A 12,425-nucleotide genomic window follows, 5' to 3' on the forward strand; every position below is an offset into this window, starting at 1 on the left:
CCGCCCGTCGCGGCCACCACCGCGCGCCCGGGACCCGGGCGCGCGGCTTTCGTGCGCCGTGCGCCGTGCGCCGTGCGCCGTGCGCCGTGCCCGCGCACGAGTGCCGCGCGGCGTGCGGAGGCTCGGGTTCCGCCGGAGCCGGGCGTTCTGACCCGGAACGGCCAGGAATGCGGCACCGCCGGATGGGTAGGGCTGCGGTGTTCCCCGTAACGAGCCCGGCTCGCGCGTCGTCAGCATCAGCACATGAGGAGTACCGCCGTGAACACCCCCACCGCCCGTCCCGCCCACCCCGCCCGCTCCAAACAGGCCGCCGCCCGCGCCGTACCGCTGCTCGCCCACCTGCCCCGGCGGCTCTCCGTCACCGAAGGCGCTGCCGCGGGCCCGCTCACCAGCGAGTCCCCGCTCGCCGACACCGCCCACGCACCGCTCACCAGTGAACCGCCGCTCACCGACGAGGCTCCGCTGACCAGCGAGCCGACCACCCCCGCCGCCGCCGCGGGTTAGCCGAGGGATACGCATGGACCTGGCCCGGCTCGCCGCCCACCACGGAGTCGCCACCGCCTACCACCCCTCGGCGGGCGTGACCGTCCCGGTGCCGGAGCGGACCGTCGTGGCCGTGCTCGCCCTGCTGGGCGTGGCCGCGGGCACCCCGCAGGACGTACGGGACCAGCTCGCGCGCGCCGAACGGGAGGCGGCCGAGCGGCTGCTGCCGGTCACCCTGGTCCACTGGGCGGGCTCGGCGCCGCCCCCGGCCCTCGCCGCGCTGCCGCCGGGCACCGGGATCCGGCTGGTTCCGGAGGAAGGCGACCCCGTGGCGTGGGAGACCGGCCCGCGGGGACCGCTCCCGGCCGCCGGACTGCCGCTCGGAGTGCACCGGATCACGGTGACCCGGCCCGACGGCCGGACCGGCGAAGCCACCCTGATCGTGGCCCCGGACCGGGCCCCGGCGGCGCCGGAGCGCACCCACGGACTCCTGGTGCAGCTCTACTCCCTGCTGTCGCGGGACTCCTGGGGCATGGGCGACCTCGGTGACCTCGCGGGACTCGCGCGCTGGGCCGGGCGGACCCACGGCGCCGGATTCATCCAGGTCAACCCGCTGCACGCGGCCGTCCCCGGCACCCCGACCGACCCCTCGCCCTACCGCCCCTCCTCGCGCCGCTTCCCGGACCCGGTCCACCTGCGGATCGAGGACGTACCCGAATACGCCGCGCACCCGGACCCGGCGGCCCTGGCCGCGCTGGCCGCCCGGGGCGCGGAGCTGCGCCGCGGGGTGCTGGAGAAGGACGCGCTGATCGACCGGGACGCGGTCTGGGCCCTGAAGCGGGAGGCCCTGGAGCTGCTGTACGCCGTCCCGCGCACCCCGGACCGCGAGGCGGCCCTCGCCGCGTTCCGCGCCGCCGGGGGGCCCGCGCTGGCCCGGCACACCGCCTGGTGCGCGCTGGCCGAGCGGTACGGGGCCGACGCCGCGGCCTGGCCCGAGGGAGCCGAGGCGGCGCCCGCGGACCTCGCGTTCCACTGCTGGCTCGCCTGGCTGACCGACGCTCAGCTCGCCGCCGCCCAGCGGGGCGCGCGCGAGGCGGGCATGGCCGTGGGCATCGTGCACGACCTCGCCGTCGGGGCGCACCCCGAGGGCGCCGACGTCTGGGCCGCGCCCGGTACGTACGCCACCGGCGCCTGCGTCGGCGCCCCGCCCGACGCGTTCAACGCGCGCGGGCAGGACTGGGGGCTGCCCCCCTGGCGCCCGGACCGGCTCGCCGCGTCCGGTTACGCCCCCCTGCGGGACCTGCTGCGCGGGGTGTTCCGCTATGCCGGGGCGCTGCGGATCGACCACGTCATGGGCCTGTTCCGGCTGTGGTGGATCCCCCGGGACACCCCGCCCGCGGAGGGCACGTACGTCTCGTACGACGGCGAGGCCATGCTCGCGGTCCTGGTCCTGGAGGCCCACCGGGCCGGGGCGCTGGTCATCGGCGAGGACCTCGGGACCGTGGAGCCCGGGGTCCGCGAGGCGCTCGCCCGGCGCGGGGTGCTCGGCACCTCGGTGCTGTGGTTCGAGCGGGACTGGTCGGGCACCGGGGCGCCGTTGCCCCCGGCGCGGTGGCGCGCGGACTGCCTGGCCACGGCCACCACCCACGATCTGCCGCCCACCGCCGCCAAACTGGCCGGCGCCCACGTCGAACTGCGCGACCGGCTGGGCCTGCTGACCCGCCCGGCGGAGCGGGAGCGGGCCGAGGACGCGGCCGACACGGAGGAGTGGCTGGCCGTGCTGGACCGGCTCGGCCTGGACACCAAGGGCGAGGAGGCCGCCGTCCGGGCCCTGTACGGGTTCCTGCTGCGCACCCCGGCCCGGCTGGTCGGCGTATGGCTGCCGGACGCGGTCGGGGACCGGCGGCCGCAGAACCTCCCCGGGACCTGGGACCAGTACCCCAACTGGCGGCTGCCGGTGGCCGACGCGGCCGGGCGGCCGCTGACGCTGGAGCGGCTGACCGCCTCGCCGCGGGCGAACGCCCTGCTGAGCGCGGTGCGGGAGGGCGCGCACCCCCGAACGGCACCCCCGGGCGCGCGCCCTGTTTAGGTGTTCGCTACGTTTGCACCGTGGACAAGAAGAACGCTCTGCGCGCCGGCGCCGTCACGGCCGGAACGACGCTGATGATGCTGCTGATGACGTCTCCCGCGCTCGCGGCGGCCCGCGACGACGGTGACGACCCGGGCAAGGGCCTGAGCATTGCCCAGACGCTGGGCCTGTTCGTGGGCGCGCCGATCGTGCTGTTCCTGGTCATCGCCGGTCTCGTGATGGTCGGCGACAAGTCGCGCAAGCCGCAGGACCAGCGGGGCTGACCCCGCGGGGTCGGACCCCTCACGACTTCCGGGGCGCCGGAGGTCCGCAGACCGGTACATGACGCGTGATGCGTGACGTACCGGTCGTGACGCGGACCTCCGGCGCCCTTTTCGCGTGTCCGGCGCGCGCGTTTCTCCCGGCGGCCCCTCAGAGGCCGCCGAGCAGCTTGCGCAGCAGCGCCGTGAGGAGGGTGACCTCTTCCTCGTCCAGCCCGCCCAGTCCCGCGCGCTGGACCTCCAGCCCGGCGGTGACCGCCTCGTCGATGAGGGCGAGGCCGCGCTCGGTGACGGTCACCTGGAGCCCCCGCCGGTCGTGCGGGTCGGGGCTGCGGCGCAGCAGCCCGGCCTTCTCCAGCTTGTCCAGCCGCCCGGTCATGCCGCCCGTGGTGAGCATGAGCGTGGCCGAGAGCTGGCGCGGCGAGAGGGTGTAGGGCTCGCCGGACCGGCGCAGGGTGGCGACGACGTCGAACTCCCCGCGGGAGATGCCGTAGCGGGCGTACGTCCGGTCCATGGCGTCGCCCATCGCCTTGCTGATCCGGTAGATCCGGCCGAAGACGGCCATGGGGGTCGTGTCCAGCTCCGGGCGGACCGCGTGCCACTGGTCGGTTATTGCGTCGACCGCGTCCTTTTCGCTCATGTGCGGAGTATCCCGAGTCCTGTCGGTAGATCGCAAGAAAGTTGCTTGACGGAAAGTAGCTTAGGGGTAAGCTACTTCCTATCAACCTACTTGGGGGAGCGGACATGTCGGCGAAGCGGCAGCGGGTGGCGGTGGAGCGGATCGCGGGAGAGCGGGAGCTGCTCGTGGCGGCGGGGATCAACGCGGTCGGGATCGGTATGTACATACCGTTCACGCTGGTCTTCTTCCGTCACGTCACCGGCCTCTCCTTCGCCGCCGTCGGGATGGTGCTCACCGTCACCGGTCTCGCGGGGCTGGCCCTGATGCCGCTGGCGGGCGTGGCCGTCGACCGGTTCGGCGCCAAGCCGGTCGTCCTGGTCCTCTACGCGGTCCGCACGCTCGGCTTCCTGCTCTACCCCCTCGCGACCTCCCTGTCCGCCTTCGCCGCCGTCGCCCTGTTCACCGCCCTCGCCGACCGCTCCTTCGCCCTCGTCCAGCAGTCGCTGATCGGCGAGGTGGCGCGCGGCGGGGCCCGGGACCGGCTCCAGGCCTCCCTGCGGGCCCTGCAGAACGCCGGGATGGGCGCCGGAGCGATGATCGTCTCCGGCGTGCTGGCCCTGTGGGGCGCGGGCGGCTTCTCCTGGACCGCCTGGGCCAACGCCTTCGCCTTCGCGGTGGCCGGACTGCTCGTCAGCCGGGTCCGCCCGGTCCGCGGCCTCGGCGCGGCGCCCGAGCGGGCCGCGGGGCGCCCGGCCGCCGGGTACCGGATGGTGCTGCGCGACCGCCCCTTCCTCGGCCTGACCGCCGCCAACTTCCTGACCGCGCTCGGCTACTCGGCCCTCTCGGTCCTCTTCCCGCTGTACATCGCCACCTGGCTGCGCGGCCCCGACTCGCTCACCGGCGCCGCCTTCACCCTCAACACCGTGCTGTGCGCCGGGGCGGGTGTCCTGATCGCGAGCCGGGTGCGCCGCTCCGGCGCCCGCCGGACCCGCTCCGCCGCCCTCGGGGCCCTGCTCTTCGCCGCCGCCTTCACCGGCCAGATCGTGCTCGGTACCGTCCGCCCCGGCTCGACCGGCCTGCTGATCGCCCTCATGGCGATCGTGGTCGTCTACACCGTGGGCGAGCTGGTCCACAGCCCCTCCGGCGGCGCCCTCTCGGTCTCCGCCGCCCCGGAGGCCGTGCGCGGCCGCTACCTCGCCACCTACCAGCTGTCGTACTCCCTCGCCGGCGCCCTGGCGCCGTCGCTCTTCACCGCCCTGCTGGACGTCGACGGCCGGCTGCCGTGGGCCGTCCTCGCCGTCGCCGCGCTCGGCGCCGCCGCAGCCCTGCTCCGCCTGGAGCGGCACCTGCCCGCCGAAGCCGTGTACGCCGAGCCCCCGGTCCCGGCCCCCGCCGCCGACGCGCCGGCCTCCGCGCCCGTCGCCGCCTGAGCCCCGCACCCCGCCCGCCCGACGCCCGTACGCCCGTACGTCCCCACCCCGCACCTCGCCCGAGGAGTCCTGCCATGAAGCGCCTCGCCACCGTCGCCCTGACCGCCCTCGCCCCGATCTCCTGGGGCTCCACCTACGCCGTCGCCACCGAACTACTGCCCCCCGACCGGCCCCTGTTCACCGGGGTCATGCGGGCCCTGCCCGCCGGGCTGCTGCTCATAGCCGTCGCCCGGGTGCTGCCCAAGGGGGAGTGGTGGTGGAAGTCCGCCGTGCTGGGCGCGCTGAACATCGGCGCCTTCTTCCCGCTGCTGTTCCTCACCGCCTACCGGCTGCCCGGCGGCGTCGCCGCCGTCCTGGGGTCGATGGGGCCGCTGGTGGTCATCGGGCTCTCCGCCCTGCTGCTGGGCGAGCGGGCCAGTACCAAGGCCCTGCTCGCCGCGATCGTGGGCGCCTTCGGGGTCAGCATGGTCGTGCTCAAGGCGGGAGCCGCGCTCGACCTGATCGGCGTACTCGCCGGCCTCGCCTCCTCCGCCTCGATGGCGGCCGGCACGGTCATGACCAAGCGCTGGGGCCGCCCCGAGGGCGTCGGCCCGCTGGCCCTGACGGGCTGGCAGCTGACCGCGGGCGGGCTGCTGCTCCTGCCCGTCGCCGCGCTGGTCGAAGGCACCCCGCCGGCCCTCGACGGCAAGGCCTTCCTCGGCTACGGCTACATGATGCTGATCAACACGGGCATCGCGTACTGGCTCTGGTTCCGCGGGATCGGCCGCCTCACCGCCACCTCCGTGACCCTGCTCGGCCCGCTGTCCCCGCTCACCGCCGCCGTCATCGGCTGGGCCGCCCTGGGACAGGCGCTCTCGCCGGTGCAGGTGGCCGGGATGGCGATCGCCTTCACGGCGACGGTCGCGGGACAGCTTCCGGCCCGGCCGCCGCGCGGCCCGCGCAAGGGCGCCGGATCGTTCACTAATACTGAACGAAACGATCGAAACTTTTCGATGGACCTGGGCAATGGCCAGGTGCGACGGTAGCACCACGACACTCACCGGAGCATCCGGAACACACACCCAGGGGGAGACACACAGTGGCCGTCATGGACCGCGTCCGCACCGCTTCGAAGGCCCGGCAGAGCAGCGGCACGAAGGGCGCCGCCGGGCTCGGCGTGCTCCTCGCCCTGACCGCCACGGTCGTCTGGTCCGGCAGCTTCGTCGCCACCCGCGACATGGCGGGATCCGTCCCGCCCGTCCAGGCCGTCTTCTGGCGCTGGCTCATCGCGATCCTCGCCGTCGCCCCCTTCGCCGCCCGCCAGGCCTGGCAGCAGCGGGCCCTGATCCGCGGCCACCTCGGCTACGTCTCGCTCGCCTCGCTGCTCGGCATCGCGATGTACAACACCCTGGTCCACCAGGCCGGACTGACCACCCCGGCCGGCACCATGGGCATGATCATGGCGGCCTCCCCGGTCGTCATGGCCGTCTACTCCCGCATCGGCGGCGAGAAGCTCGGCCCGCGCCGCACCGGCGGCCTGCTGCTCGCCGCCTTCGGCGTGCTGCTCCTCGTCGGCGACGGCTCGCTCGGCTTCGCCTTCGCCGCCGGTGACCTGTGGATGTTCGCCGCCGCCCTGTCCTTCGCCTCGTACAGCGCCCTGCTGCGCCGCAAGCCCGCCGAGATCAGCGGGCCCGCCTTCCTGCTGACCACCTTCGTGCTGGGCGCCCTGATGCTCGCCCCGGTCTACGCGGTCTCCGTCTGCGTCCAGGGCGGCTTCGAGGTCGGCGTCGGCACGGTCGGCCCGCTGCTCTACGCCGGGATCTTCTCCTCCGCCGTCGCCTTCTTCGCCTGGAACAAGGCCGTCTCGATGATCGGCGCGGCCCGCGCGGGCATCGTCTACTACCTCCAGCCGGTCTTCGTCGCGATCCTCGGCTTCCTGCTCATCGGCGAACAGACCGGCCCGACCAAGCTGCTGTGCATGGGCCTGATCCTGGGCGGTGTGACCCTGGGTGCCCGCCGGTAGGTTCGGTCCCATGCACGACTGGGACATCAAGAAGCTGCGGATCCTGCGGACCCTGGCCGAACAGGGGACCGTGACCGCGACGGCCGAGGCGCTGACCATGACGCCCTCGGCCGTTTCGCAGCAGCTGACCAACCTCGCCAAGCAGCTCGGTGTGGTCCTGCTGGAGGCGCAGGGGCGCCGGGTGCGGCTCACCGACGCCGCGCACCTGGTCCTGCGGCACACCGAGGCCGTCTTCGCCCAGCTGGAACGGGCCGACGCCGAGCTGGCCGGCTACCTCGCGGGGGAGGCGGGCGAGGTCCGCGTGGGCGCCTTCTCCACCGCCGTCCCCGCGCTCGTGGTCCCGGCCGTCGCCGCGCTGCGGACCAGTCATCCGGGGATCGAGGTCCGGGTGCGGGAGGCGGAGGCCGCGGAGGCGTACGAGCTGCTCTCCGCCGGGTCGGTGGACCTGGCCCTGTCCCTGGCGGCGCACGCCCCGACCGCCCGCGACCCGCGCTTCACCCGGATCCCGCTCTTCGCGGACCCCCTGGACGTGGCCCTCCCCGCGGACCACCCGCTGGCCGGCGCGCCGGGGCTGCGGCTCGCGGACCTCTCGGGCGAGCGGTGGATCTTCGGCGGCAGCGGGCCCTGGTCGGAGATCACCCGCACCGCGTGCGAGGCGGCGGGCTTCGTGCCGGAACAGGCCCACTCGGCCGCCGGGTGGACGGCGATCCTCGCCATGGTGGAGGCGGGCATGGGGGTGGCGCTGGTGCCGAGGATGGCGGTGACCCGGCGGGCGTACGAGGTCGCGGTGCGGGTGCTGGAGGCCGACCGGCCCGCGCGGCACGTGATCGCGGCCCTCCGCCGCGGTGCGGAAGCCACCCCCGCGGTGGCCCGCGTCCTCACGGCCCTCCGCGAGGCGGCCCCACAGCCGGTGCGCGGCTGACCGTCCCGGGCTCCGCCCCGCCCCGCGCCTCAATCGCCGGCGGGGCTGGGGTTGCCGTTCCCGGGGCCGAATCCTGCCCGGACCCGCGCCTCATCGCTGGCGGGCTGAGATTGCCGTCCCCGGGGGGAGAGGGCTGCCCGTGCGGCTGAGGCGGGGGTCGATTTCAGCCTGCCCGGCGATTGAGGGCCCGCCGGAGGCGGCGGTTGTTCGGCGGACTCGGCCGGTCGTCCCGGGCTCTGCCCGGACCCGCGCCTCAATCGCCGGCGGGGCTGAGATTGCCGTTCCCGGGGTCGAATCCTGCTCGGGCCCGCGGCTCGATTGCCGGCGGGGCTGAGGTTGCCGTTCCCGGGGTCGAATCCTGCCCGGGCCGGCGGCTCATCGCCGGCGGGCTGAGATTGCCGTCCCCGGGGGGAGAGGGCTGCCCGTGCGGCTGAGGCGGGGGTCGATTTCAGCCTGCCCGGCGATTGAGGGCCCGCCGGAGGCGGCGGTTGGTGGGTGGCCCGCGCCTCAAAGGCCGGGTGGGCTGGGAGACAGCCTCGCCGGCGTTTGAGGCGCGGGGGGCCGGGGCGGAGCCCCGGGAGGAGGGTCAGGCCGAGGCCGCGTCGGCCGCCTGGGCGCGGAGGGCGCGCTCCACACCGGAGCGCGACTCCGACACCAGCCGCCGCAGCGCAGCGTTCGGCTCGGCCGATCCGAGCCACGCGTCCGTCGCGTCCAGCGTCTGCTGGGAGACGAGGAGCGCCGGGTACAGCCCCACCGCGATCTGCTGCGCGATCTCGTGGCTGCGGGAGTCCCACACGCCCTTGACCGCCGCGAAGTACTTCTCGGCGTACGGCGCCAGCAGCTCCCGCTGGTCCGTCTGCACGAAGCCCCCGATCACGGCCTCCTGCACCGCGTTCGGCAGGTCCCCGGACTCCACGACCGAGGCCCAGGCCTCGGCCTTCGCCTCGGCGGTGGGACGCGCGGCCCGCGCGGTCGCCGCGTGGCGCTCGCCCGCCGCCGTCTTGTCCCGCTCCAGCTCCGCCGCGATGGCCGCCTCGCCGAGGACGCCCGTCACGACCAGCCGCTCCAGGAACGCCCAGCGCAGCTCGGTGTCGACCTCCAGGCCGCCGATCTCCGCCGTGCCGTCCAGCAGCGCGGCCAGGAAGGTCAGCTGGCCCTCGGTGCGGGCCGTCGCCGCGAAGGCGCGGGCCCACGCGAGCTGGTGGTCGCTGCCGGCCGGGGCCGCGCGCAGGTGCTCCAGGGTGGCCTCGGTCCAGGCCGCCAGGCCCTCCTCGCGCCACGCCGGGTCGGCGTACAGGTCGATGGCCAGCTTCACCTGGCGGTGCAGCGACTGCACGACGCCGATGTCCGACTCCTTGCCGATGCCCGACAGGACGAGGGAGAGGTAGTCGCGGGTGGCCAGCTCGCCGTCACGTGTCATGTCCCAGGCCGCGGACCAGCACAGCGCGCGCGGCAGCGACGCCTCGAAGTCACCGAGGTGCGCGGTGACCGTGGCGAGCGAGTGCTCGTCGAGGCGGACCTTGGCGTACGACAGGTCGTCGTCGTTGAGCAGGATGACGTCGGGACGCCGCTGTCCGGTCAGTTCCGGTACGTCCGTCAGCTCGGCGGCGGCCACGTCCAGCTCCACGCGCCGCTCGCGCAGCAGCTTCCCGCTGGCCTCGTCGATCGAGTAGAAGCCGACCGCGATCCGGTGCGGGCGCAGGACCGGCTCGCCCTTGGCGCCCGCGGGCAGTGCCGGGGCCTCCTGGCGCACCGCGAAGGCGGTGATGACGCCCTGCTCGTCCGTCTCGATGTGCGGGCGCAGGACGTTGATGCCGGCCGTCTCCAGCCACGCCTTCGACCAGGTCGTCAGGTCGCGGCCGGAGGTCTCCTCCAGGGCGCCCAGCAGGTCGGACAGGCGCGTGTTGCCGAAGGCGTGCGCCTTGAAGTACGCCTGCACGCCCTTGAAGAACTCGTCCATGCCGACGTAGGCGACGAGCTGCTTGAGCACCGAGGCGCCCTTGGCGTAGGTGATCCCGTCGAAGTTGACGAGCACGTCGTCCAGGTCACGGATGTCGGCCATGATCGGGTGCGTCGAGGGCAGCTGGTCCTGCCGGTACGCCCAGGTCTTCATCGAGTTCGCGAAGGACGTCCAGGCGTGCGGCCACTTCGAGTCCTCGGCGTAGGCCTGGCAGGCGATCGAGGTGTAGGTCGCGAACGACTCGTTCAGCCACAGGTCGTTCCACCACTCCATGGTGACCAGGTCGCCGAACCACATGTGCGCCAGCTCGTGCAGGATCGTCTCGGCGCGCAGCTCGTACGCCGCGTCCGTCACCTTCGAGCGGAAGACGTACTGGTCGCGGATGGTGACCGCGCCCGCGTTCTCCATCGCGCCCGCGTTGAACTCCGGCACGAAGAGCTGGTCGTACTTCGCGAAGGGGTAGTCGTAGGCGAACTTCTCCTGGAACCAGCGGAAGCCCTGCCGGGTCACGTCGAAGATCGCGTCCGCGTCCAGGAACTCGGCGAGCGAGGGGCGGCAGTAGATGCCGAGCGGGACGGACTGGCCGTCGGCGCCCTCGTAGGAGCTGTGGACCGCGTGGTACGGGCCGACGATCAGCGCGGTGATGTAGGTGGAGATCCGCGGGGTCGGCTCGAAGCGCCAGACGTTGTCCTTGACGTCCGCGGCCTCGGCCCCCTCGGAAATGTCCCGCGGGGAGTTCGAGATCACGGTCCAGCCCTCGGGGGCAGTCACGGTGAACTGGAAGGTCGCCTTCAGGTCGGGCTGCTCGAAGCTCGCGAAGACGCGGCGGGCGTCCGGGACCTCGAACTGGGTGTACAGGTAAGCCTGCTCGTCGACCGGGTCGACGAAGCGGTGCAGGCCCTCACCGGTGTTGGTGTAGGCGCAGTCGGCGACGACCAGCAGCTCGTTCGCCCCGGCCTGCAGGTGCGTCAGCGCGATCCGGGAATCCCGGAAGGCGGAGGCGACGTCCACGGCCTTGCCGTTCAGGACCACCTCGTGCACGGCCGGAGCGACCAGGTCGATGAAGGTCTCCGCGCCGGCCTCGGAGGCCTGGAAGCGCACGGTGGTCGCGGACCGGAAGGTGCCGCCCTCCTGTGCGCCGCTCAGGTCGAGGTCGATCTCGTACGCGTCGACGGTCAGCAGCTTCGCGCGCTGCTGCGCCTCTTCACGGGTCAGATTCGTGCCAGGCACGCGGCATCTCCTTTGATGGTGACGTTGCCCGGCCATCCTTCCATGCGGGCCGCGCCACCGCGTCGGAGTAATCCACGGGCGAAATCCACGGGCCCGCGACGCACCCGGGGGCGGCACCCGCGCGGCGCCGCCCCCGGGTGTCCGGCCGGGATCAGCCGCGCAGCTCCTCGGCCACCAGCTCGGCGATCTGGATCGCGTTCAGCGCGGCGCCCTTGCGGAGGTTGTCGTTCGAGAGGAAGAGCGCGAGGCCGTTGTCCACGGTCTCGTCGGCGCGGATGCGGCCGACGTACGAGGCGTCCTTGCCGGCCGCCTGGAGCGGGGTCGGGATCTCCGAGAGCTCGACGCCCGGGGCGTCCTTGAGCAGCTCGTAGGCGCGCTCGACGCTGATCGGACGCGCGAAGCGGACGTTGACCTGGAGGGAGTGGCCCGAGAAGACCGGGACGCGCACGCAGGTGCCGGAGACCTTGAGCTCCGGGATCTCCAGGATCTTGCGGGACTCGTGGCGGAGCTTCTGCTCCTCGTCGGTCTCGAAGGAGCCGTCGTCGACGATCGAGCCCGCGAGGGGGACCACGTTGAAGGCGATCGGGCGCTGGTAGACCGCCGGGGCGGGGAACTCGACCGCGTCGCCGTCGAACGCGAGCTGGTCGGCGTGCTCGGCGACCGCGCACGCCTGGGTGCGCAGCTCGGCGACACCGGCCAGGCCGGAGCCGGACACGGCCTGGTAGGTCGTGGCGATCAGCGCGGTCAGACCGGCCTCGTCGTGCAGCGGGCGCAGCACCGGCATGGCGGCCATCGTGGTGCAGTTCGGGTTCGCGATGATGCCCTTGGGGCGGTTCTTGATCGCGTGCGGGTTGACCTCGGACACCACGAGCGGGACCTCGGGGTCACGGCGCCAGGCGGAGGAGTTGTCGATCACGACGGCGCCCTGCGAGGCGACCTTCTCGGCCAGGGCCCTGGAGGTCGAGCCGCCCGCCGAGAACAGCACGATGTCCAGGCCGCTGTAGTCGGCCGTGGAGGCGTCCTCGATGGTGATCTCCCGGCCCTCCCACTCCAGGACCGTGCCCGCGGAGCGGGCCGAGGCGAACAGCCGCAGCTCGTCCACCGGGAACTTCCGCTCGGCGAGGATGCCGCGCATGACTCCGCCGACCTGTCCGGTGGCTCCGACGATTCCGACCCTCACGGTGACTCCTCTTGGTACGTACGACGCGGGCGCGCGTGAAGCCATCATGCGTTCGACCCCACGAGCCTTGTCCAATCCATTGTCCGAGGAACGGACGGTGTCCGGAATGTGTACCCCCGTGACGAGTGCGTGGCGGCTGTGTTGCGGAGCCCTCCGGTGTCCGTTTCGCCGGATCCCGAGTGACTACGGTCCGGTCTGTCGTGACCGATATCCGGACACGTCCGTCCGTACCGCGGACGCGCCGCGGACC

Annotated in this window: 10 protein-coding genes; 7 read left to right on the forward strand and 3 right to left on the reverse strand. The window is 73.8% G+C overall.

The genetic code is table 11. The features are described 5' to 3' along the window. Nucleotides 1–258 precede the first annotated feature (258 nt). The 3 genes from ABT084_RS31100 to ABT084_RS31110 are packed head-to-tail and all read left to right on the forward strand — an operon-like array spanning nucleotide 259 to nucleotide 2,835. Nucleotides 259–504 carry a hypothetical protein gene (locus ABT084_RS31100; protein ID WP_351051008.1) on the forward strand — a complete coding sequence of 82 codons (246 nt, stop codon included), beginning with the start codon at nucleotides 259–261 and terminating at the stop codon, nucleotides 502–504. Nucleotides 505–517: 13 nt separating this feature from the next. After that, nucleotides 518–2,572 carry a 4-alpha-glucanotransferase gene (gene malQ / locus ABT084_RS31105; protein WP_351051010.1) on the forward strand — a complete coding sequence of 685 codons (2,055 nt, stop codon included), beginning with the start codon at nucleotides 518–520 and terminating at the stop codon, nucleotides 2,570–2,572. A gap of 20 nt (nucleotides 2,573–2,592) precedes the next feature. Next, nucleotides 2,593–2,835 carry a hypothetical protein gene (locus ABT084_RS31110; RefSeq protein ID WP_351051013.1) on the forward strand — a complete coding sequence of 81 codons (243 nt, stop codon included), beginning with the start codon at nucleotides 2,593–2,595 and terminating at the stop codon, nucleotides 2,833–2,835. 148 nt (nucleotides 2,836–2,983) lie between these two features. On the opposite strand, the gene ABT084_RS31115 is transcribed toward ABT084_RS31110, so the two are convergent. After that, nucleotides 2,984–3,472: a MarR family winged helix-turn-helix transcriptional regulator gene (locus ABT084_RS31115; RefSeq protein ID WP_351051015.1), complete on the reverse strand. Its 489-nt coding sequence runs from the start codon at nucleotides 3,470–3,472 to the stop codon at nucleotides 2,984–2,986. Between the two features lie 104 nt (nucleotides 3,473–3,576). Here ABT084_RS31115 and ABT084_RS31120 point away from each other — a divergent pair, with 104 nt between their 5' ends. The 4 genes from ABT084_RS31120 to ABT084_RS31135 all read left to right on the forward strand — a co-directional run bounded on the left by ABT084_RS31120 (nucleotide 3,577) and on the right by ABT084_RS31135 (nucleotide 7,805). Next, nucleotides 3,577–4,881, forward strand: coding sequence for an MFS transporter (locus ABT084_RS31120; protein WP_351051018.1), 1,305 nt, complete (start codon nucleotides 3,577–3,579; stop codon nucleotides 4,879–4,881). A 74-nt stretch (nucleotides 4,882–4,955) separates the two neighbouring features. Further along, the gene (locus ABT084_RS31125) at nucleotides 4,956–5,906 is read left to right on the forward strand and encodes an EamA family transporter (protein ID WP_351051021.1); all 951 of its coding nucleotides are present in this window, start codon (nucleotides 4,956–4,958) and stop codon (nucleotides 5,904–5,906) included. Between the two features lie 62 nt (nucleotides 5,907–5,968). Next, nucleotides 5,969–6,883: a DMT family transporter gene (locus ABT084_RS31130; RefSeq protein ID WP_351051024.1), complete on the forward strand. Its 915-nt coding sequence runs from the start codon at nucleotides 5,969–5,971 to the stop codon at nucleotides 6,881–6,883. A 10-nt stretch (nucleotides 6,884–6,893) separates the two neighbouring features. After that, complete coding sequence (locus tag ABT084_RS31135) at nucleotides 6,894–7,805, forward strand: LysR family transcriptional regulator (RefSeq protein ID WP_351051027.1); 912 nt, start codon at nucleotides 6,894–6,896, stop codon at nucleotides 7,803–7,805. A gap of 586 nt (nucleotides 7,806–8,391) precedes the next feature. Here ABT084_RS31135 and pepN read toward each other — a convergent pair. Both pepN and ABT084_RS31145 read right to left on the reverse strand, forming a co-directional pair. Continuing rightward, on the reverse strand, nucleotides 8,392–10,995 hold the full coding sequence (pepN, locus tag ABT084_RS31140; protein WP_351051030.1) for an aminopeptidase N: 2,604 nt from the start codon (nucleotides 10,993–10,995) through the stop codon (nucleotides 8,392–8,394). Nucleotides 10,996–11,146: 151 nt separating this feature from the next. Further along, on the reverse strand, nucleotides 11,147–12,175 hold the full coding sequence (locus tag ABT084_RS31145) for an aspartate-semialdehyde dehydrogenase (protein ID WP_351051033.1): 1,029 nt from the start codon (nucleotides 12,173–12,175) through the stop codon (nucleotides 11,147–11,149). Nucleotides 12,176–12,425 lie beyond the last annotated feature (250 nt).

The sequence above is a fragment of the Streptomyces sp. NPDC002138 genome, assembly GCF_040296485.1.
GTDB lineage: Bacteria > Actinomycetota > Actinomycetes > Streptomycetales > Streptomycetaceae > Streptomyces.

Excerpts from the sequence above, each read along its gene's own strand:
- malQ (WP_351051010.1), top strand. The coding sequence starts at position 518 with ATGGACCTGGCCCGGCTCGCCGCCCACCACGGAGTCGCCACCGCCTAC.
- ABT084_RS31115 (WP_351051015.1), bottom strand. The coding sequence starts at position 3,472 with ATGAGCGAAAAGGACGCGGTCGACGCAATAACCGACCAGTGGCACGCG.
- ABT084_RS31120 (WP_351051018.1), top strand. The coding sequence starts at position 3,577 with ATGTCGGCGAAGCGGCAGCGGGTGGCGGTGGAGCGGATCGCGGGAGAG.
- ABT084_RS31125 (WP_351051021.1), top strand. The coding sequence starts at position 4,956 with ATGAAGCGCCTCGCCACCGTCGCCCTGACCGCCCTCGCCCCGATCTCC.
- ABT084_RS31130 (WP_351051024.1), top strand. The coding sequence starts at position 5,969 with ATGGACCGCGTCCGCACCGCTTCGAAGGCCCGGCAGAGCAGCGGCACG.
- ABT084_RS31135 (WP_351051027.1), top strand. The coding sequence starts at position 6,894 with ATGCACGACTGGGACATCAAGAAGCTGCGGATCCTGCGGACCCTGGCC.